General features: G+C 69.7%; 12 protein-coding genes. 8 read left to right on the top strand and 4 right to left on the bottom strand.

Features of this window, described 5'->3' with window-relative positions; all coding sequences use genetic code 11:
• Window positions 1-119: 119 nt before the first annotated feature.
• The 3 genes from E0500_RS21380 to E0500_RS21370 all read right to left on the bottom strand — a co-directional run bounded on the left by E0500_RS21380 (window position 120) and on the right by E0500_RS21370 (window position 6,659).
• Window positions 120-1,358, bottom strand: a complete 1,239-nt coding sequence (locus E0500_RS21380) for an alginate lyase family protein (RefSeq protein WP_131563496.1) — start codon at window positions 1,356-1,358, stop codon at window positions 120-122.
• A gap of 63 nt (window positions 1,359-1,421) precedes the next feature.
• The gene (locus E0500_RS21375; protein WP_131563495.1) at window positions 1,422-4,760 is read right to left on the bottom strand and encodes an alginate lyase family protein; all 3,339 of its coding nucleotides are present in this window, start codon (window positions 4,758-4,760) and stop codon (window positions 1,422-1,424) included.
• Window positions 4,761-4,856: 96 nt separating this feature from the next.
• Window positions 4,857-6,659 (bottom strand): Ig domain-containing protein, encoded by a 1,803-nt coding sequence (locus E0500_RS21370; RefSeq protein WP_131563494.1) that lies wholly within the window; start codon window positions 6,657-6,659, stop codon window positions 4,857-4,859.
• A 381-nt stretch (window positions 6,660-7,040) separates the two neighbouring features.
• On the opposite strand from E0500_RS21370, the gene E0500_RS21365 reads away from it, so the two are divergent.
• The 8 genes from E0500_RS21365 to E0500_RS21330 all read left to right on the top strand — a co-directional run bounded on the left by E0500_RS21365 (window position 7,041) and on the right by E0500_RS21330 (window position 18,254).
• Window positions 7,041-8,054 carry a hydroxyacid dehydrogenase gene (locus E0500_RS21365; protein ID WP_181587085.1) on the top strand — a complete coding sequence of 338 codons (1,014 nt, stop codon included), beginning with the start codon at window positions 7,041-7,043 and terminating at the stop codon, window positions 8,052-8,054.
• A gap of 141 nt (window positions 8,055-8,195) precedes the next feature.
• Window positions 8,196-9,284 (top strand): LacI family DNA-binding transcriptional regulator, encoded by a 1,089-nt coding sequence (locus tag E0500_RS21360; RefSeq protein WP_131563493.1) that lies wholly within the window; start codon window positions 8,196-8,198, stop codon window positions 9,282-9,284.
• A 376-nt stretch (window positions 9,285-9,660) separates the two neighbouring features.
• Complete coding sequence (locus tag E0500_RS21355; RefSeq protein ID WP_181587084.1) at window positions 9,661-11,007, top strand: extracellular solute-binding protein; 1,347 nt, start codon at window positions 9,661-9,663, stop codon at window positions 11,005-11,007.
• A 10-nt stretch (window positions 11,008-11,017) separates the two neighbouring features.
• Window positions 11,018-11,902: a carbohydrate ABC transporter permease gene (locus E0500_RS21350; RefSeq protein ID WP_131563491.1), complete on the top strand. Its 885-nt coding sequence runs from the start codon at window positions 11,018-11,020 to the stop codon at window positions 11,900-11,902.
• Between the two features lie 92 nt (window positions 11,903-11,994).
• Window positions 11,995-12,900, top strand: coding sequence for a carbohydrate ABC transporter permease (locus E0500_RS21345; RefSeq protein WP_131563507.1), 906 nt, complete (start codon window positions 11,995-11,997; stop codon window positions 12,898-12,900).
• A 56-nt stretch (window positions 12,901-12,956) separates the two neighbouring features.
• Window positions 12,957-14,681 carry a family 43 glycosylhydrolase gene (locus E0500_RS21340; RefSeq protein WP_131563490.1) on the top strand — a complete coding sequence of 575 codons (1,725 nt, stop codon included), beginning with the start codon at window positions 12,957-12,959 and terminating at the stop codon, window positions 14,679-14,681.
• A 235-nt stretch (window positions 14,682-14,916) separates the two neighbouring features.
• A complete protein-coding gene (locus E0500_RS21335) occupies window positions 14,917-16,041 on the top strand; it encodes a LacI family DNA-binding transcriptional regulator (protein ID WP_131563489.1) in 1,125 nt (374 codons plus the stop codon).
• A 623-nt stretch (window positions 16,042-16,664) separates the two neighbouring features.
• Window positions 16,665-18,254, top strand: coding sequence for a sulfatase (locus E0500_RS21330; RefSeq protein ID WP_309505106.1), 1,590 nt, complete (start codon window positions 16,665-16,667; stop codon window positions 18,252-18,254).
• 271 nt (window positions 18,255-18,525) lie between these two features.
• Here the strand turns inward: E0500_RS21330 and E0500_RS21325 are convergent, their stop codons facing one another.
• Complete coding sequence (locus tag E0500_RS21325) at window positions 18,526-20,814, bottom strand: protein kinase domain-containing protein (RefSeq protein WP_131563488.1); 2,289 nt, start codon at window positions 20,812-20,814, stop codon at window positions 18,526-18,528.
• Window positions 20,815-20,981: the final 167 nt, after the last annotated feature.

Here is a 20,981-nt window from a genome sequence, read left to right as displayed (position 1 = left end):
GCGCCCACCAGCTCCTCGCAGCGACTCGCGCTCGTGAACCGTCGTTCACGTCAGAGCGTCACATCACCTCCGGTTATTCCCGCTGTTCCCGCACACGGTTGCCCTCGGGGGTCGACCCGCTACTTGGCGTACATGAGTGTGCCGAAGCCCAGCTGGTCGAAGCCGCCGCTGTTGGGGCCGTAGTCGCCGCCACCGCCCTCGGGGCGGACGCTCTCGGCCATGCGGGTGATGTACGGGACGGACAGGCCGCGTCGCCGTGCGTAGTGGTAGTGCAGGATGTCCCACACCGGGCGGACCTGTCCGCGGCTGGCGGAGGAGATCACCGTGTGGGTCTGCTGGGCGCAGTTCTGGCCGCTGCCCCAGCGGTAGGTGGTGAAGGGCACGTCCTCACCGAGGTTGTACTTGGCGACGTACTGGGCGGCCTTCATGAAGCGGTTGTTGTCGTAGCCGTACAGGTCCTCGCCCTGGCTCCAGGCCATCTCGCAGAAGGCGCCCATCAGGCCCATTCCCATCACGGTGTGGCCCTGGTCGCGGCCGGACTCCTGCCACTGCGCGAGGCCCTGGTCCTCGTACACGAACGGCACGGCGTTGCGGATCGCGCCGTTGCCCGCGCCGTTCTTGAAGTAGTTGACCGCCTGGTCGTACTTGGTCCCGTCGTCGCACAGGATCCCGATCGCGAGGATCGAGTTCATGGTGCACAGGTCCCAGTTGGCCCAGTAGTTGGTGATGCAGGCGTCGTTGTGGTTGTTCAGGAACTGGTTGTTCAGCGGGTAGAAGACGTTGAGCATCATCGTCTTGAACCTGTTGAGGTCGAATCCGCTGTAGTCCCGCATGAGTTCGGCGGCGTTCGCGAACTGGTAGCCGTAGATCCCGGCGGCGAGGAACCGGTCGGCGTTTCCGGTGACGGTGGTGAGGGTGGAGGACCATGCGTTGAGGATGCGGACGGCGGCGTCGCCGTTGGCGGTGGTGCCCGCGATCTTCCAGCGCAGGGCGTTCTGGTAGGCGGCGTGGATGTCGTTGTAGAGGATGCCGTAGTTCTCGCCCGTGCCGCCGCGGATGATCGTGGCCTGCGGCCTCGGAGTCCAGGTGCTGGCGGAGTGGGAGTTGGTGGTGAGGCGGTTCCAGCCGGACAGCCACGGGTCGTTGCCCGCGGCGACCCGTACCTTGGCGCGGTTGAGCTCGCCGTAGGCATGCAGCATGCCGGGGTGGGTGAAGGTGGCCGGGGCGGCCTCGGCCGTGCCCGTGAGGGCGGTGGCAGAGGCGCCGACGGCGAGGGCGGCGGTGAGACCACCGGCGGTCTTCAGCAGACCGCGGCGGCTCACTTCCACGTGCTGCAGGTGGGGGGAAGTGCGGCTCATTTCGGGGCATCTCCTATCCCGTGCGGGTGGACTTGAGCGGGTGGATCTGAGCGGGTGGATCTTCTAGGTGGGGGTGATGCTCACTTCGCTGAAGCGGGTGGTGCTGCGGGCCAGGGGACTGCGGGAGCAGACCACGAGGCCCACGTAGTAGGGAGCGTCGCCGAAGCCGGGGATCTCTCCCGAGGCAAGGGGGGTCCAGCTGACGCCGTCGTCGGTGGAGAAGGCCGCGCTGAACGAGGTGCCGGTGCGCCTCAGCCGCAGCAGGGCGGGCAGCGCGGGCAGGCCGACCGTGCCGTTGCCGGAGAAGGCGGAGGCGCCGGCCACGGTCCTGCGCAGCATGAGCTGCGCGGTGCTGCCGCCGGTGACGATCGCTCCGGCCGCTTGGTCGAACGGCGACAGCGACTTGGCCATGAGCAGTCCGACCCGGTCGCCGCTCGCCCCCTCGCGGGAGACGAGCCGTGCGGTGATCTCGCAGTCACCGGTGACCGGCTGCCGTACGAACTGCCCCGTCATCCCCTGGCCGTTGACGTTCAGGTCGACCCCCGCACCACGGACGACGAAGGTCCCGTCCTCGTACGCCGTGCTGCCGGGGGTTCTGACGGCCACCACGCCGAAGGTCCCGAAGGGACGGTCGTCGAGGACCACGTCACCGAGGTCGCCGTACGTCCAGGGGTCGGGCGGGGGCGTGCCGACCGTGAGGTGGAGCGTGCCGCTTCCGTCACCGGCTGCGTTGCCGGCGGTGGTGGTGACGGTGAACTCGCCCGTCGCGGTGGGCGTTCCGTGGACGACACCGGTTCGCCTGTCGAGGCGCAGGCCGTCCGGCAGTCCGTCGGCGGTGAACCGTACGGGCTGGTGCGAGGCCCGCAGCAGGTGCCGGAGGGGGACGCCCTTGTTCGCGAACGCGGTGGTCGCGGAGGTGAGTTCCGGTACCGACGGGGTCGGCATCTGCGCGGAGGCGGGCGCCGACAGCGGGCCGCGTCCGGCGCCGTTCGACCTGGCGACGGCGTAGTGGTACGTCGTGCCGGGTCTGCCCGTGGCGTCCGCGTGCGTGATGCGGGTGCCGAACCCGACCGGCCCGACGCCGGTCGTGAGCGTCTCGTACCGGCCGTGCGCGTCGGTCGCCCGCAGCACCGTGTACCGGGCCGAGAGGTCCGGGTCGGTCCAGGCCAGCTCCACCGCGTCCGCGCCGGCCCTCGCCCGCAGGTCGGTGGCGGCACGTCCGGGGCGCGGTGTGGCCCACACCTCGCCGGCGGCCGACGACGTCACGGTGACGTTGTCGAAGGCGCCGGTGCCGGTCTCGGCGTACTCCTCGTCGACGCCCAGGCAGGAGGTGAGGGCGAGCCCGGCGTACGCGGTGCGGCCGAGGTCGACCTCGGTGGAGCCGACCTCGGTCCAGCGGACGCCGTCCGGGGAGATGGCTCCGGTACAGCGCCGGCTCTTGCGGGTGACGCGCACCCAGTACGGCATGCGCAGCCGGTAGCCGTCGCCCGCGCCCTCCACGTACGGGGCCTGAAGCGGGGTCGCCGACTCCGGCAGCTTCCCGAGGTCGGAGATCGGGAAGGAGGCGCCAGTGGTGATGGCCTGCTGCTGGGTGGGCGGTACGGGGGTGCTGCCGGTGGCGGAGAGGGGCGCCCCAGTCTTCGGGCGTACGGTCCACACGCCGCTCCAGGTGTGCAGCGGCAGGCCCTGGATCAGCATCGAGGCGTGCGGGGCATCGGCATCGAGGGAGCCGCGGAGGGTGACGCCGATCTTGGAGTACTGCGAGCTGAGCGGGAACACGATGCGCGCGGTGACGGAACCGTCGCCGCGCAGCGGCACGTGCACCACCCGGTACGAGTCCGCGGTGCCGCCCGCCTCCAGCACGAATCGCTCACCGTCGAAGAGGGCGGCTCCGGCGCGCCCCGCGTCCGCCACGTCCTGGGTCGCCCAGGGCTCGGGCAGGCCGGCGGTGCAGGCCACCCACGCTGAACTGCCGCTCATATCCTGAGAGTTGGAGGCAGCGACCTTGTAGTAGTAGGTGCGTCCCGCGCGTACGTCGTCATCGGTGTACGTGGGCCTGTCGATGCCGGAGGCGATGTCCTCGTACGGGCCCTCGGGCCTGGTCGCCCGCCGCACGGCGTACGCGCTCGCCCATGCGGACGGCAGCCAGTTGACGGTGACGGCCTTGTCCTGCCCCACGGCCGTGACGCCCGCCGGGGGCGTGGGCGCCGTCGGTGCGGGTGCCTTGGCGCCCGCGTAGGCGAAGGTGCCGAAACTCGGCAGGTCGTCGTTGCTGCCCTCGACGACGCGGGCGCCGCCCGTGCCGCGGAAGACGGCGGCCTTCGTGTGCGGGGTGTCCAGGCCGCGGACGCCGGCGTAGTGGGCGTAGTACATCTCGTAGATCGGGGGCAGGTTGCCGCGGACCTTGTCGGAGACGGCCGTCTTGATGTACTTGCCGGTGCGGTCGAGGTCGGGGGTGAAGGGGACGTCGCTGCCGAGGTTGTAGCGGGCGGCGTACTCGGCGTTCGCGAGAATGCGGTTGTCGTCGCAGCCCCACAGGTCGACGCCCTGGTTCCAGGCGACCTGCGCGGCATCGCCCATCAGGCCGACGGCGAGCTGTTCGTGGCCCTGGTCACGGCCGCTCTCCTGGCCCTGTCCGGCGTCGGTGACGACACGGCCCGGGACACTGCCGTTGCCCGCGCCGGCGGCGGCGAACCTCAGGGCGTCCTCGAAGAGCGTGGGCTCCTCGCAGAACACGCCGATGGCGAGGAGGGTCTGAATGGCGGTCAGGTCCCAGTTGCCGTTGGCGTAGAGCATGTAGCCGGACACGGCCGGGTACCAGACGTCCAGGAACGACCGCTCGCAGCGGGCGATGCCGTCCGCGTCCCAGCCGTCGTAGCCGGTGTGCCGCAGCAGTTCGGCCGCGTTGACGAACTTGAACGCCTGGAGCCCGGCGCCGAGCGGGCCGTCGGCCCCGGTGATCGCGGTGAGCGACGCCGACCAGGCGTTCAGGATGTCCCGCGCCTTGTCCGCGTGGGCGCGGTCGCCGGTGACGCACCACATCAGCGCGTTCTGGTAGGCGGCTGCCGAGTCGGCCACCGCCTGGTTCTGGAAGTTGGTGGGGCCGCGGCCCCAGGAGGTGATCTGGCCGGTGTTCTGGATCGTGTACGTGGACTTCGACCGGGCGTGGGCGGCGAGCGCGAGGTAGCCGTCATGGACCGGGGACTCCTGCGCGGCGACCGCGGCCTTCATCCGGTCCAGGTCCTCCGAGGAGTGGAGCAGGCCGGGGTGTCGGAACGTGAACGCCGCTTCGGCGGCCGTCCGGGCTCCGGCGGCCATGGCGGAGGCGGACAGCAGCCCGCCCGCGGCCACGGCCGTGAGCCCCGCCGTGCCGAGGAACGACCGTCGGCTGAGGGAATGCACGGATATCTCCTGGTTCAGTCGTGCCGATGGTTCAGTGGTGCCGATGGTTCAGTGGTGCCGCCGGTTCAGTGGGTCCGCCGGTTCAGTGGGTCCGCATCACGGGTGCTCGATGGTGAGCGTGACGTCCTGAGTCGCGGTGCCCACGCTGTTGGTGGCCGAGACCGTGACCGTGAAGGTGCCGATGCTGTCCCTGGCCTTCCCGGAGATCAGACCGGTGTCGGTGTCGATGTCCAGCCCCTTCGGCAGCCCTTCGGCGCTGAACTTCGTCGGCAGCCCGTCGGCCGTGACGAGGTGGTTGAAGACCTGGTGCTTGGTGGCCGTGGCCGCGTCCGGGCTGGTGATCCTGGGCGCTTCGCTCGACGTCGCCTCGGTGGAGTTCAGGAACCGTGTGTTCAGCACGTGCTCGTTGGCGTACGCCGGCACCATGTCCGTGAACTTGTACCAGCCGGGCTTCTTCATCCCGTTGCCGATGAACTTGCCGTTGATGACGAGGTTCTGGAAGGTCACGTTCTGGATGGCGTGGTCTGCGTCATGTCCGACCATGACGGACGGGTTGGCGTGCGTCCCGGTGTAGGTCAGGTTCCGGATGAAGACCCCGTCGATGCCCCGTCCGACCGATGTGTTGTAGCTCTTGTTGAACATGACCCGCATGTTGATCAGCTGGCCCCAGCGGAAGTCCTCCACCCGGATGTCCTGGGCGCGGACGTTGCGCAGCAGGTTGCTGTCGCCCGGGTTGAGCGCGATGCAGCCCTGGTAGTCCATCTGCGGTTCGCGGTGGTCGAGGATGTCGATGTTGCTGAAGACGAGGTTCTCGATGGTCTCCGGCTTGTCCGTGTTGCCGTGCGTGCCGACGTTGACCGGGTGCGCGACGTCCGCCCAGAGGGTGGAGTTGCGGACGGTGATGTTGCGGCAGTCGCCGTAGTAGTCCCAGCGGTGGGCGTAGATGGCGATGCAGTCGTCCGCGTTGCGCATGTAGACGCCGTCGATGAGGACGTCCTCGCTGGAGAAGACGTCGATGCCGTCGCCCCACTGGCCATGGCTGTAGGCGTGCAGGTCGCGCACGGTGACCTGCTTCGACTGACCGATGGTGCAGGCGTAACCGCTGCTCGGGTTGAGCACCGTCACGCCGTCGATCTCGATGTTCCTGGAGTACTCGACGAGGACGCCGCTCGGCGAGTTGTACAGCACGCCGCGGCCGAGCAGACGGGCGTTCTCGACCTTGTGGAACTCCACCCGGGACGTCAGTACGGCGCCTCCGGCCAGGTAGAGCGTCTTGCCGCTGGGCACCTTCACCACGTCGTCGGCGGTCTTGTGCAGACCCGGGCCGAAGTAGATGACGTCCGGGTCGTCCGGGTCGGGCCGCTGCGACTCGATCGGGTTGGCGTGCAACTGCAGGTTGTTGAAGATCTCGCCGTCGATCTCGATGGAGAGGTTGCGCGGCTCGGTGAGGGTGAAGCTCACCGTGTCGCCGTCCACCGTGAACGGGATGCCGTAGGACAGGGGGCGTATCCGTGCGGAGCCGATGGCTCCCTTGGACGAGGTGACGGCGACCTCGACGGTGCCCCTGAAGTCGAAAGTGGCGACGGAGGAGTTGAAGACGGGACCGCTGCCCGTGTTCGCGTCGATCTGCTTCGCTCTGGCGCGGTGGACCGGGACCGTCTGCCATGCACCGTCCGGCTTGCGGGCCTTGACGGAGAAGCTCGCGTTGGTCGGGACCCCGCTGGGGATCGGGTACACCACGAGCCGGTCGGCTGCTCCGGGCACGTCGGCTGCTCCCGTCGTGTCGTCGGCTCTCGCGGTGCCGGCCATGGCGCCGACCAGTGAGTACGCGGCGGCGGAGGCGCCCGCGGCCTGGAGGAGGGTGCGCCGGGACGGGCCGGTGCTCTGGATGTCGTTCATCGGTCACCTTCTGCAGGGGAACCACGGGGGGAACGGGACTCGGCACGGGAAGTAACAGGTAGGAAGCGGTTGCTACAGCCGAGTGGCCAGAGCTTCTGCCCGCGCGGAAAGCACGTCAAGGGTCTGCGCCGACTTTCGAAAACTCCGGGCGTTGGTCGCGCAGTTTCCCCGCGCCTCTGAACGACTGGGGCTGCACCCCAGGCTGTTAGGAGCGCGGGGCTGTTTCAACATGCGGCTCCGCCGCGCGGGCGCGACCAGCCACGACGAACCGGCTGCACACCACGGACAGCACCCGGCAGACGAGACCTGATTGACCCCTCACCGGGCGAGACTTACGGTAGAAGACGCTTTCAGAAAATGTTTCCCCACTTCAGGAGAGCCATGCCCAGCGCCCACCTGCCGAGGGCCGTGTTCGCCATGGATCCGGTACACCTCCCCCTGCTCTTCCCCGAGCCCCTCATGGCGCGGCTGCGGCAGACGGCCGAGATCGACCCCACGCTCGTCGTACGGGACTTCACCGCCCCGGCCGCCGCCCCGGCGCTGGCCCGCGCCGAGGTGCTCGTCACCGGCTGGGGCTGCCCGCGCCTCGACACGGACGCCCTGGCCGCGGCACCGAAACTGCGCGCCGTGCTGCACGCGGCGGGCTCCGTCCGCTCGCTGGTCGGCGACACCCTGTGGAAGCGCGGGGTCGCCGTCTCCAGCGCGGTCACCGGAAACGCCCTGCCGGTCGCGGAGTACACGCTCGCCATGATCCTCCTGGCCGGGAAGGACACCTTCACGCACCGCGAGCGCTACCGCGCCACCCACACCTATCCGACCGCCGACGAGACCGCGGCGACCGGCAACCTCGGCCGCCGTGTCGGCGTCATCGGCGCCTCACGCGTGGGCCGCCGCCTCCTCGAACTGCTGCGCCCGTACGACTTCGAGGTCCTCCTCCACGACCCCTATGTGGACGCCGCCGAGGCCGCGGCGCTCGGTGCCCGGTTGGTCTCGCTGGAGGACCTGCTGAGCCACAGCGACATCGTGAGCCTGCACGCCCCGGACATCCCCGAGACCCAGCGCATGCTCGACCGCGGCCGGCTCGCGCTGATCCGCGACGCCGGCGTGCTGATCAACACCTCGCGGGGCGCCCTCGTCGACCACGAAGCCCTCACCGGCGAGCTGCTCTCGGGCCGGCTCAGCGCGATCCTCGACGTCACCGACCCGGAGCCGCTGCCCGCCGCGTCCCCGCTCTACCGGCTCCCCAACGTGTACCTCACCCCCCACATCGCGGGCTCGCTCGGCAACGAACTGGAGCGGCTCGGCCGCATCGTCGTAGACGAGCTGGAACACCTGGCCGCGGGCCTGCCGCTGGCCCACGAGGTGCGGCACGCGGATCTGGCCAGGGTCGCCTGATGCGCACCGCCCGCGTCGCGTCCCGCCCCGTCCACAAGCCGTCCGGCCAGGAGTAACCATGGGATACGGTTTCGCCACCGGTAGGGGTCGGGTACCCGGCTTCTCCGGTGAACGGGACACTACGGTGAAGGAGCCGCAACGGTGAGTCAGCGCAAGGCGCCCAGTGACGCCGGACGGGCGACCATCCGCGACGTCGCGGAACGCGCGGGCGTCTCCGTGGCGAGCGTGTCCCGCGTCCTGTCGGGCAACTACCCGGTCTCGGACGAGCTGCGCCGCCGGGTGATGAAGGTCGTCCGGGACCTGGACTACGTCACCAACGCCCACGCCCGCTCGCTCGCGGGCGGCGGCACACCGACGGTGGCCATCCTCATCAACAACATCACCGGCGCCGCCTTCGCCCACGTGGCCAAGGGTGTCGAGGGCGCGGCCACGCTGCGCGGCTGGCTGTCCCTGGTCGGCACGACGGGCGACGACCCCGAGCGGGAGCTCGCCCTGGTGAACCTGATGCGCCAGCAGGGCGTCGCCGCGGTGGTCCTGCTCGGCGGCGCGTACGACTACGACGAGTACCAGCTGCGCATGGCCCGCTTCGCCCGCTCCCTCGACGCGGCCGGCTCGCACCTCGTCCTGGTCGGCAGGCCGCCCCTGGAGGGCGACGTCCCGGCGACGACGGTCGACTACGACAACGAGAGCGGCGCCTACGCGATGGCCAGCCACCTGCTGTCCGCCGGCCACCGCAAGATCCTGGTGCTGCCGGGGCACGCCGAACTCACCACCGCCCGCAGCCGGTTGAACGGTGCCCGGCGGGCCTTCGAGGCGTACGGCGTGCCCTTCGACCCGGGCATGGTGCGCCACGGGCCGTACGACTACGAGCACGGGTACGAGGCGGTCGAGACGAGTCTGCGGGAGGGCGCGGACTTCACCGCGGTGCTCGCCGGGACCGACGTGGTCGCCGCGGGCGCCATGCAGGCCCTGCGCGCGGCCGGGCTGCGCGTGCCCGAGGACGTCTCGATCGTCGGCTACGACGACATCCCCCTGGCCTCCCAGCTCACCCCTCAACTGACCACCGTGCACGTGCCGTACGAGGAGATGGGCCGCGTCGCACTGCGGGCCGTCGCCGACCGCCGCGAGGGCGGACCGGGCCGGCGCAGGGGCACGGACAGCGAGCACCTGGTGCTGGGCACCCATGTCGTCGTGCGGAACTCGGTCGCACCCCCGGCGCGGCGTGACTGACCCACCGTGCCGGGAGATCGTTTCGTAAACGGTTTCTCGAACTTTTCCACGTCGCCACGGGGCAGCCAGCAACCCCCGCCACCACCCCTGCCCACGCTTCAAAAGTCCCTCCACCTGCACGAATCCCGCCAGGAGGGCGCCTCGGGCTCACCCCGTCCAGTCCCACCCGACGGACAAACCGGCGTAACAAATTGGCCCGCGCCTCTTGCTATGCATCCCGGCCACGTCCTACCTTCCCTGCAACCGCTTACTACAGCTTCTGCTTGGCCGGTCCCCGCATCCGCGAGCCGACGGAACGCGGCCGCCGTTCCTGGCCGGCACCACTGAGCCGCCGTTCTCGTTCTGAGACGCCTGAATTCCAAAGGATCACGGTCAGATGAACTTCACCAGCCCCCGGAGAAGGTTCGCTCGCGCCGCAGTCGCGGGCCTCGCACTGACAGGACTGACAGGTCTGCTCTCCGCCTGCGGCGGTTCCGGCTCCTCGGACTCCGGGTCCGAGGCCTCCGGTCCCGTCACGCTCGACTTCTGGGGCTGGGCGAACGGCCAGGAGGCCGTCGTCAAGGCGTTCAACGCGAGCCACAAGGACGTCAAGCTGAAGTACACCAAGGTCACCGACCAGCTGACCATGCAGAAGCAGCTGACCAACGCGGTCAAGGCCGGCAACGCGCCCTGCCTGCTGCAGAACACCGGCGAGTACGTGACGAGCTGGGTCGCCCAGGGCGCGCTCGCCGACATCACCCAGTACGTCGAGGCCGACAAGGACAAGTTCAACCCCGGCTCGTGGGCCACCGGCCAGGTCCAGGACAAGGTCTACGGCGTCCCCACCAGCTCGGCGCCCGCCTTCACGATCTACCGCACCGACATCTTCGAGAAGTACGGCCTTCAGCCGCCCGCGACCTGGGACGACTTCATCGCCGCGGGCAAGGTGCTGAAGAAGCACGGCATCAAGATCACCAACTACGCCGGTGAGGACCCGAGCACCCTGGAGATCCTCGCCATGCAGGCCGGGGCGCACTGGTACAGCATCGACGGCGACTCCTGGAAGGTGGACTTCCAGGACGAGGGCACCCTCAAGGCCGCGAAGGTGATCCAGGAGATCATCGACAACGACCTGAACTCCAAGCTCTCCTTCGCCGACTACGCGGCCGTGCAGCGCAACTATGACAACGGTGGCACCGCCACCCGGCAGATCTCCACCTGGCAGATGTCCGGCATGGTGCAGAACTTCACCAAGTCCTTCGGCGACTGGGCGCTGTCCCCCTGGCCGGCCTTCAAGGGTGAGGCGCCCAAGACCCCCGCCGGCACCAACCAGAGCGGCAACCTCACCCTGGTGTCCGAGCAGTGCAAGAACAAGGAGCAGGCCGCCCAGGCCGCCCTGTGGATGTCCACCGACAGCGGAGCCGTCGAGACCATGGCGAGCCCGGAGACCGGCAGCGGTGTGATGCCGGCACTGGCCGACAGCGATGCCTACGTCTCCGAGGCGATCTCCGAGAAGCTGCTCGGCAAGAACTACGAGCCGGCCAAGAAGATCGTCACGGACAGCCTGGGCACCGTCACCACCGACTGGACCTTCGGCCCGAACTGGACCGCGATGTTCACGGAGATGCAGGACCAGTGGGCCGCGGTTGTCAGCAAGAAGCAGACGGTGAACGACCTGCTCGCACACATGCAGAAGTGGACGGTCGACGACCTGAAGCGCCGCGGCATCAGCGTCAAGGGCTGAGGCGGACTCCATGATTCGCTCCCAGCGCTGGAAGGGTGCCGCCTTCACGGTGCCCTTCCAGCTCGGCTTCGTCTTCCTCTACCTGCTTCCGATCGGCTACGCGATCTACCAGTCGATGTTCCTGCAGAAGCAGTCCGGACTCGGTCTCGGCGGCGCGACCAGGGAGTTCGTCGGGCTGGAGAACTACGGCCAGGGCCTGACCGACTCGGCGTTCATGACCTCCATCCTGAGGGTGGTGCTGTTCGCCTGCGTCCAGATCCCGTTCATGCTGCTCGTCAGCCTGGTGCTGGCGCTCGCCCTCGACGCGCTCACCTCGAAGGTGGCCGGCCGGTTCCGGATTCTGCTGCTGGTTCCGTACATGATCCCCGGCGTGGTCGCGGCCATCGTGTGGGTCAACCTGTACAGCCCCGAGGTGGGCCCCCTGACGCCGCTCGGCGAACTGTTCGGGTTCCACTGGAACTTCTTCGCCCCCTCCATGGTGTGGCCGGCCATCGGCAACCTGCTGACCTGGCACGGCATCGGCTACAACATGGTGATCATCTACTCGGCGCTCCAGGGCGTGCCCCGTGAGCAGTTCGAGGCCGCGCGGCTGGACGGCGCCTCGGAGCTGCGGATCGCGCTGAGCATCAAGGTCCCGTTCGTGCGCGGGGCGCTCGTCCTGACCACGCTGCTGTCGATCATCCAGATGCTGCAGATCTTCAACGAGCCCGCGCTGTTCCGGAACGTGACCCCGCAGACCGTCAGCGACAGCTTCACCCCCATCATGATCATCTACAACCAGGCGTTCAACGCCGGCAACTACCACTACGCCGCGGCCCTGTCCGTGCTCCTCGCCCTGATCCTCGGCGTCGCGTCCTTCCTCTTCTACCGGCTGACCTCGCGGGAGGCGGACTGATGGCGCTGACGGAAAACCGCAAGAAAAACGGAGCAGAGAACGGCGCGGCACAAGGCGCGGAGAACAGTGCGGAAAGCGGTGCGGAAAACGGCATGGGAACCGCCGCCGCGCCCTCCCGCGGGCGTACCGTCCGGCGGCTCACGCGTCCGGACCCGGCCGCGCGCTCCCGGGGCGGCCAGCGCTTCCTCCTCGTCGGTCTGGCCCTGGCCGGCGCCTACAGCCTGTTCCCCGTGTGGTGGCTGATCGTCGCCTCGACCAAGGACCGCGTGGGGCTGTACCAGAGCAACGGGCTGTGGTTCTCCGGCATGCACCTGTGGGACAACCTGCACCAGGTGTTCACGTACGAGGACGGCATCTTCCTGCGCTGGACCGCCAACTCGTTCCTGTACGCGGGCGTCGGCTCCCTCGGCGGCACCCTCATCGCCCTCGCCACGGGCTACGGGCTGGCCCGGTTCGACTTCCCCGGCCGGAGCGTGGTGTTCGCGGCCGTGGTGGGCTCCTTCCTCATCCCGATCGCACTGCTCACCCTGCCGCTGTACCTGCTGTTCTCGGCGATCGGTCTGGTCGACACCCCCTGGGCGATGCTGATCCCCTGCCTGATCAACCCGTTCAGCGTGTATCTGGCCAAGGTCTACACGGAGGCGACGATCCCCTTCGAGCTACTGGAGGCGGCCCGGATCGACGGCGCCGGGGAGCTCAGGATCTTCTTCAGCATCGTGCTGCGAATGATGACCACGGGCGGCGCGACGGTGTTCCTGCTCGCCTTCGTCAACACCTGGAACGCGTTCTTCCTCCCGCTGACCGTGCTGCGGGGCGAGGAGAACTGGACGCTCAACCTGGGTCTGTACAACTGGTCCGGCAAACGCCTGGAGTCGGGCATCGACGTGACCAGCCTGGTCCTGACCGGCGCCCTGCTCTCCATCATCCCCATGGCGATCATGATGGTCGCGATGCGCCGCTACTGGCGGACCGGCGTCACGCTGGGAGCCCTCAAGTGATGTCTCAAGCGATGTCGTCTCAAGCGATGTCGTCTCAAGGGATGTCGTCTCAAGGGATGTCTCAGGTGACGTCTCCAGTGACGCCCCGCGTGCTGCGCAACCCCGTCATCCGAGGCTTCGCCCCGGACCCGTCGATGGTCCGGGTGGGCGACTGGTACTACGTGGCGACGAGTTCGTTCGAGTGGTACCCGACCATCCCGATACACCGCTCCCGTGACCTGGCCCACTGGGAGTACGCGGGCCACGTCCGGGGCGCGGTCCCCGGGGACTCGCTCGCCGGGGTGCCCGACTCGGGCGGCGTCTGGGCGCCCTCCCTGAGCTGGGACGGCGAACGGTTCTGGGTGGTCTACTCCGTCGTACGCTCGGTCGGCACGCCGTACTTCGACCTGGACACTCACGTCAGTACGGCCACTCACGTGGCCGGGCAGTGGACGGCTCCGCGCAGGGTCGCGAGCCACGGCTTCGATCCCGCGCTGTTCCACGAGGACGGGCGGCTGTGGCTGCTCAACATGCAGAGCGACCACCGCCCCGGCGGGCAGCGCTTCGCCGGGATCGTCATGACCGAGCTGGACCGCGAGACGCTGGGCCCCGTCGGCGACACGCACCTGCTGCTCCAGCACGAACGGCTCGTCGAAGGTCCCAAGCTGCTGCGGCGCGGCGGCTGGTACCACCTGGTGCTCGCGGAGGGCGGCACCGGCGTCGAGCACGGCGTGCTGGTGGCACGCAGCCGCACCCTCACCGGCCCGTACCAGCTCGACACCCGGCCCTTGCTGACCTCCCGGGACGACCGGTCGGTGCCCTTGCAGAAGGCCGGGCACGCGGAGCTGGTCGAGACGCCGGACGGCGGCTGGGTCCTCAGCCATCTGACGGCGCGTCCGCTGCGGACACCGCACGGACCGCGCTGCACGCTCGGCCGGGAGACGGCGATCCAGACGGTGGTCTGGGACGCCGACGGCTGGCCGAGGCTGGGTCACGGGGGATGGCACCCGGCGGTCGAGGTCCAGGTCGGGATCGGGGGCGGGGTCGGGCTCGGAGGCGGGGTCCCCGCACCCGAAGAGGCGCCCGAGCCGTACGTCCCCGAACCGTCCGAGGTCCTGGCGTGGCCGTGGAGCACCCTGCGCTCGTACGCCGACGCCTCCTGGGCCGACACCACCACCTGCCCCGGCCGGATCCGGCTGCGCGGCCGGCACGGGCCGGAGTCCCGGTGGGCGCAGAGCCTGCTCGCCCAGCGGATCACCGAACACCGCGCGGAGGCGCAGGTCACGGTCGAGGCCCGGCCGCGCACCTTCACGCAGGCGGCGGGGCTGGTGCTGTGGTACTCCGCCGAGTCCTATCTGAGCCTGGACCTGACCTGGGCGGAGCCGGAGGGGGAGGCACAGCGCGGTCAGCAGTGGCGGGGCGGCGGGCGTACGGTGCTGAGTCTCGTGGAGCGCGACGAGGAAGGGGCGCGGCAGGCAGCCGTCGTCGAGGTCGACGCACGGAGGCCGGTCACGCTCGGGGTGACGGTCGAGGGTGCCGAGGCCCGCTTCTGGTTCGTCCGGAACCCGGACGGGAACGCGGACGGCGACGGAGACGCGGACGGGAACGCGGACGGCGACGGGGACGTGGACGGGGTTCGCGTGCCGGTCGGGCCGCCGCTGGACTTCAGTCGCCTCTCGGACGACTACGGGTCCCGGCTGCGCTTCACCGGCGCGATGGCGGGCATCCACGCACGGGATCTCGTCGACGCGTCCTTCACCGCCGACTTCAGCGGCTTCCGGCTGACGTGCGTGCCTGACTGAGGAGTCCTCGCCCTCCTCGCACCCGTCGAGCTCCTCGCACTCGTCGAACGCCTCGCTGTTCGACGTTTCGAAAGTTCAGGACCCACGTGATGCCGTGATTCCCGGTGTCTTCACGTCGCCTTGTGGCACATCTAGGGTAGGAAGCGCTTTCTGTCGGGCCGTTTTCGATCACGGCGGAAAACAGCGCTGGTCCAACTTTCGATGGCCCTCGGGCGGGCCGGAGAGGTGGTCTTCGATGGTCCGTTCCGGAAGCGGGGCCGTGGTCCCTGCCGGGGGCACGTCCCGCGAGGGAGGTGCGGCCCGTACGGGAAGTGCGGGCGCCCGTAGGGCAGGTGGCGGCGCGACGACGGGGCCGACACTGGCGGTGGTGGCGCGCGAGGCCGGGGTGTCGGTGCCGACCGCGTCCAAGGTGGTCAACGGGCGGGAGGACGTGGCGCCGGAGACCCGACGGCGGGTGACCGAGGCACTGGAGCGGCTCGGCTACGTCCGCAGACCCCGCGTCGAGGCGGCGAAGACACCTGGCCTGGTCGACCTGGTGGTGCACTCGCTGGACAGTTCCTGGTCGGGCGCGGTGCTGCACGGGGTGGAGGAGGCGGCGCACAACGCGGGCCTGGAGGTCGTGGTGTCGGCCTCGCTGAGCCGGACCCGGGGCGGGCACCCCGAGCGCGCCTGGCTCGACAAGCTGACCGCACGCGGTTCGTCGGGGGTCCTCCTCAACCTGGCCGAGCTGACCCCGTCCCAGTACACCTGGCTGGACCAGCACCGCATCCCGTTCGTGATGATCGACCCCGTCGTCGAACCCCCGCCGGGCGTCCTGTCGGTGGGCGCTGCCAACTGGCAGGGCGGGGTCAGCGCCGTCGAGCATCTGCTCGCGTTGGGCCACGAGCGGATCGCGTGCGTCGGCGGGTACCGGCGCAAGATGTGCAGCAGCGCGCGGATCGCTGGCTACCGCTCGGCGCTCGCGTCGGCCGGGATCCGGCATCGCCCCGAGTACGTCCGACACGGCGACTTCGACGAGACCTCGGCCTACCGCCGCATGCTGGAGCTCCTCGATCTGCCCGAACCGCCGACCGCCGTGTTCGTGTGCTCCGACCAGATGGCCTTCGGGGTGTACCGGGCGCTGGCCGAGCGGGGGATCCGCGTACCGGACGACATGAGCGTGGTCGGCTTCGACGACCTGCCGGAGGCCCGCTGGGCCTCCCCCGGCCTCACCACGGTCCGCCAGCCGCTGTCGGAGATGGCCGCGACGGCACTGCGCCTGCTGGTGCGGCTGATGGCGGGCGAACAACCCGAGGGCACGCGCACGGAGTTGTCGACGCGGCTGGTGGAGCGGGCGAGTACGGGGGCGCCGCGGGGGTGAGGCGCCCCCGTGCGGCCTCGCGGTGACTCGGCTCTCGTACCTCCCGGACAACGGAATGGCACCCCGGTGAACGGAAGGCGTCGCCGGCCCGTACCGTGAGTGGCGGTCCCCGCCTTCGGGCCGGTCCGTCGTACCACCGCACGGTTTCCATGGAAGGACCTCCGGGTTGTCGCACACACCCACTCCGCAGCTTCCGGCAACGGACCACGAGGCGGCCGCTGTTCCGGAGCGATCACCCGACGACGACAACCGGGCCGACGACACCGCAGCCGTGGACGGCGGGGAGACCTCGGAGGAGCCACGGGCGGACGGCAAGGCCGAACCGGCTGATGAGAAAGCCGCGTTGACGGCCGAATCGGCCGAGACGAAAACGAGCGACACGGACGACACGGACGACAAAGGCACAGGCGTCACCGATGAGGCCGACGTCGCTGCGGCCAAGGAGACGGACGCGAGCACCACCCAGCAGCAGACCTCCGACGGCGGCACCCCCGAACAGTCCAGCACCCCCGAACAGTCCGGCACTTCCGCTCAGTCAGCCGAACCCCCACCCCCGCAGCTGGCGCGAACGACGCCCCGGCCTGGCCCGCGCCCTGGCCTGGACCGTCACCGGGCTCGCCCTCGTGCTCGTGCTGTTCGCGCTGATCGTGCCGAACGACATCACGAAGTTCGAACCAGCGAGGTTCGTCCGCATCCCGGCGGAAGGGATTCTCGGCGCCGGGCTGCTGCTCCTCCTGCCGCCGAGGACACGGAAGTTGATGGCGGTGGTCATGGGCGCGGGCCTCGGGCTGCTGACCATCCTCAAACTTCTCGACATGGGCTTCTACTGGACCCTCGACCGGCCCTTCGACCTGGTGCTGGACTGGATCCTGCTGGACGACGCCCAGTCGTTCGTGAAGGACCTGGCCGGCGAGAGCGGCGCACTCGCGGCGACGATCGGGCTGATCGTGCTCGTGGCCGCATTCGTCGTTCTCCTGGTGCTGTCCGTGCTCCGGTTGACCCGCCTCATGGTGAGCAACCGTCACACCACGGGCCGTACGCTGCTCGTCCTCGGCACGGCCTGGATCACCTGCTCCACGCTGACGCTGGAGTTCTCCGGTGTGCCGGTCGCCTCTCACAGCGCGGCCACGCTCGTCGAGAACCGCGTCGAGGCGGTGCGTTCGGGCCTGCGGGACGGCAAGGCGTTCCAGAAGCAGGCGGACGACGACGCCTTCGCCGATGTCCCGCCGGACCAGTTGCTGACCGGGCTGCGCGGCAAGGACGTTCTGATCACGTTCATCGAGAGCTACGGCCGCTCCGCGATCGACGACCCGCAGATGGGCGAGCCGCTGGGCCAGACGCTGGAGCAGAGGACGAAGGAGCTGACGGACGCCGGGTACGCGTCCCGCAGTGGCTGGCTGCGCTCCCCCATCACGGGCGCCGGCAGCTGGCTCGGCCACTCCACGTTCCTGTCCGGTCTGTGGATCAAGAACCAGCAGCGCTACCGCAACCTCGTCTCGGGCGACCGCCTCACCCTCACCGAGGCCTTCCGCCGCACGGGCGCCTGGCGAACGGTCGGTATCGTGCCGGGCACCCAGAAGGCGTGGCCGGAGGGCAAGTACTTCGGCCTGGAGCACATCTACGACTCCGACGAACTCGGCTACAAAGGCCCGAAGTTCAGCTGGTCCACCATGCCCGACCAGTACACCCTGAAGGCCTTTGAGGAGCTGGAGCACGGAAAGAAGGACCGCGGGCCGATGATGGCGGAGATCATCCTGACCTCCAGCCACAACCCCTGGGCGCCCATCCCGAGGACGATCCCCGAGGACCGGGTCGGCGACGGCTCGGTCTACCACTCCCTCCAGAAGGAGGAGGGCAAGGACCCCGCGGAGGTCTGGAAGGACCCCTTGAACGTCCGCGACGAGTACCGCAAGTCCATCGAGTACTCGGTGACCAGCCTCGTCGACTACGTCGCGAAGTACGGCTCGAAGGACACCGTTCTGGTCTTCCTCGGCGACCACCAGCCCAACAAGACGGTCACCGGCGAGAACCCGAACTATGACGTGCCTGTCTCGATCGTCGCGCAGGACCCGAAGGTGCTGGACAAGATCTCCGACTGGGGCTGGACGGACGGGCTCAAGCCCGGCGACAACGCCCCGGAATGGCGGATGGACAAGTTCCGCGACCGCTTCATGACGGCGTTCGGCCCGCAGGGCGGCGGGACGACCTCCTGAGCGGAGCTGCCGAAGTCCGGTGCGGGTGGTCCCGTCACGGGTCCGGGGTATCGGACTGCTGGCGATCGACTGTGCACGGCCGTGTTCTGTAGCGCATGCGTGGAGACATCCAGCAACTGCCGACCCCCCGGGCGGTGAAAGGGCCGCGTCCGCCGGGTGCACGTTGGACACGCCGCGGCCCCGGATGCGCGATGCGTGGCACCCACCCACCCCGGCCCGAACACACAGGTCAGCCGGCGGCAGTGGCCGCTCTCCGATCAGGCCCGAAAGGTCACACGCGCATCGCCCACAGTGTGCCGCTGCCGTCGAGGATCACGATCGAGTCGCCGCTCGCGGCAGGCGCGCTGATGGCCGGGCTGTCGAACTGGCCTGTCCAGAGCGTGCGGCCGTGCTCCACTCCGACGATCCGTGCGCTGGTCCAGCGCTGGAACACTCGTGCCTGCTCTGTCCCGGAGAGCAGGGCGTATGTGCCGGTGGTCTCCACTCTCCGAGAATCGGCTTGCCACCGTTTTGTGCCGTCGTCGGCGGCCAGGCACACCGGTCCCGATCCCGTGGGCAGGACGAACCCACCCGCCACGCTGATCGTCGCCTGTTCCTTCAGGTCAACCTCTTGGTACGAACTGCCGTAGGTCCAGGTCTGCTCGCCGGTGAGTCCGTTCAGTGCGGTCGGTTTCCGGCGGGACCCCGCGGCCAGCGGAAGGAACACCGTGGTGCCCGACACCAGCTCGTCGAGCGGCTGGAAGGCTCCGACGACGAGGGTGTCCGGTTTGGTCTTCTGAAACGGGCTCCGCCACATCACCTCACCCGTGTCCGCCTTGCGGCAGACGAGGTCGACGGGGGCTGTCCTGCCGTCCTCGTAGCAGAGCAGGCCCTCGCCCAGGGGTTGCGCCAGGTCGCCCTGCGGCTGGAAGCCGGAGCGTGTCCACAGCTCCTTGCCCGTCTTGCCGAGTACTGCGGTTCCACCGCTGCAGAGGACCAGGTCGCCGGCCAGGATCGGTGTGGAGTGGTAGGGGGAGGACGCGTCGATCCCCCATCGCGAGGTGCCGGTGCGCGGATCGACTCCGCTCACGTAACCGTCCTCTGAGGTGATCAGCAGGCCGCTGGGCCGGTGCACATCCAGCCTCATGGCGCCGTAGGAGACCGAACGCCCCCACCGGCGCTCGCCGGTGGCAGCGTCGAAGGCGTGCAGCAGTCCGCCTTTGTCCTCGGAGTCCTGGGTCAGGGCGAGTACCGTGCCGCCGACGACCGCGAAGCGGGTTTCCCGGGACCAGGCCACGTCGAGGGACGCCTTCCACAGACGCTCACCGGTGGCAAGGTCGAAGGTGTGGAGCGCGGCGGTCTCCTTCCAGTAGTGACCGGCGGCCACATGACACCGGCCGTCGGCCAGGACGACGTCCGGACCGTCGGAGTTGATCACGTCTACGTCTGCGATCTTCTGCGACCAGGCGACCGGGTCCCGTTCGGGGTCGCCGGTCACGTACATCGCCGCCGCCCCTCCGGCGACCGCGACGGCGGCGACGCCCGCGCCCCTCAGGAGCAGGCTGCGCCGGCTCATCTCTGTTCCACCGGACGGCCCGGCGGGCGCCTGGACCGTAGCTGCCGCCGCGAGGTCGTCGGACACGGAGGCAGCCGGAGACGGTGAGCTCGCCCCTTGCTCCTCCCGGTCGACGACGGTGGGGGTGTAGCGACGGGCCGCGGGTACGGCCTGCCGCTCACCGCCGAAGCGCCGCAGCTCGTCGGCGAGCACGGCGGCCGATTCGTATCGCTCGCTGGGGTCCTTGGCCAGCAGCCGACCGACCAGGCGGTCCCACGGAGCGGAGACGCCGGGCACGAGGCTGCTCGGTGCCGGGGGCGGATCGTGAAGGTGCGCCGTGACATACCCGAGGGTGTCCGGGGAGTCGAACGGCAGCCGCCCGGTGAGCAGTTCGAACAGCACGCACCCGAGGGAGTACAGGTCGCTGCGCTGCTCGGGGCGCCCGCGTGCCTGCTCCGGTGCCATGTACGCGGCCGTGCCCACCATGAAGCCGGTGTGGGTCAGCCGGTCACCGGTGGCCGAGGGGTCGGCGGCGCGGGCGATCCCGAAGTCGAGCACCTTCAGGCTGCCCGAGGCCGTGACGAACAGATTTGCGGGCTTGATGTCACGGTGGAGGATACCGCCGGCATGCGCCTCACCCAGCGCGTCGCACACCTGCGCTCCCCACCGCGCCACCTCCTCCTCGCCGACAGGTCCGCGCCGGACAACGGCGTCCAGGCCCTCGCCCCGGAGCAGTTCCATCACGAGGAACGGCGTCGTGCCCTGGCCGGTGGTTGCCTCACCGAGGTCGTGAACGGTCACGATATGGGGATGCTGAAGCGCGGCGGTGATCCGCGCCTCCCGCAGGAACCGGGCGCGCGCCTCGTCGGCCCGACTGCCGCCGCCCGCAAGCACCGAGATCACCTTGACCGCGACCGGCCGCCGCAGACTGGCGTCCTGCGCCTCCCACACCTCCCCCATCCCGCCGCGCCCCAGCGGGCGCACCAGGCGGTAGCGGTCGGCGAGTATCAGATCCCGGTCGTCCATAGCCCCAAGTCCCCCGGTGGCAAGCGGTTTTTACTGGGCAGCGTTGATCGTAGACCGTGCCCCCCGATGTCACAGGACCTGGGCGACAGCAGACATCGCCCGTCCGCGCTCACGCAGGAACGCACCGGGTCACCCGTCCGGTGCTCCTTGCGGTACCCCAACCGGCC

Origin of the sequence: Streptomyces sp. KM273126 (genome assembly GCF_004337435.2) — a bacterium.
Lineage (GTDB): Bacteria > Actinomycetota > Actinomycetes > Streptomycetales > Streptomycetaceae > Streptomyces > Streptomyces acidicola.
This window is presented reverse-complemented; position numbering and strand designations above follow the sequence as displayed.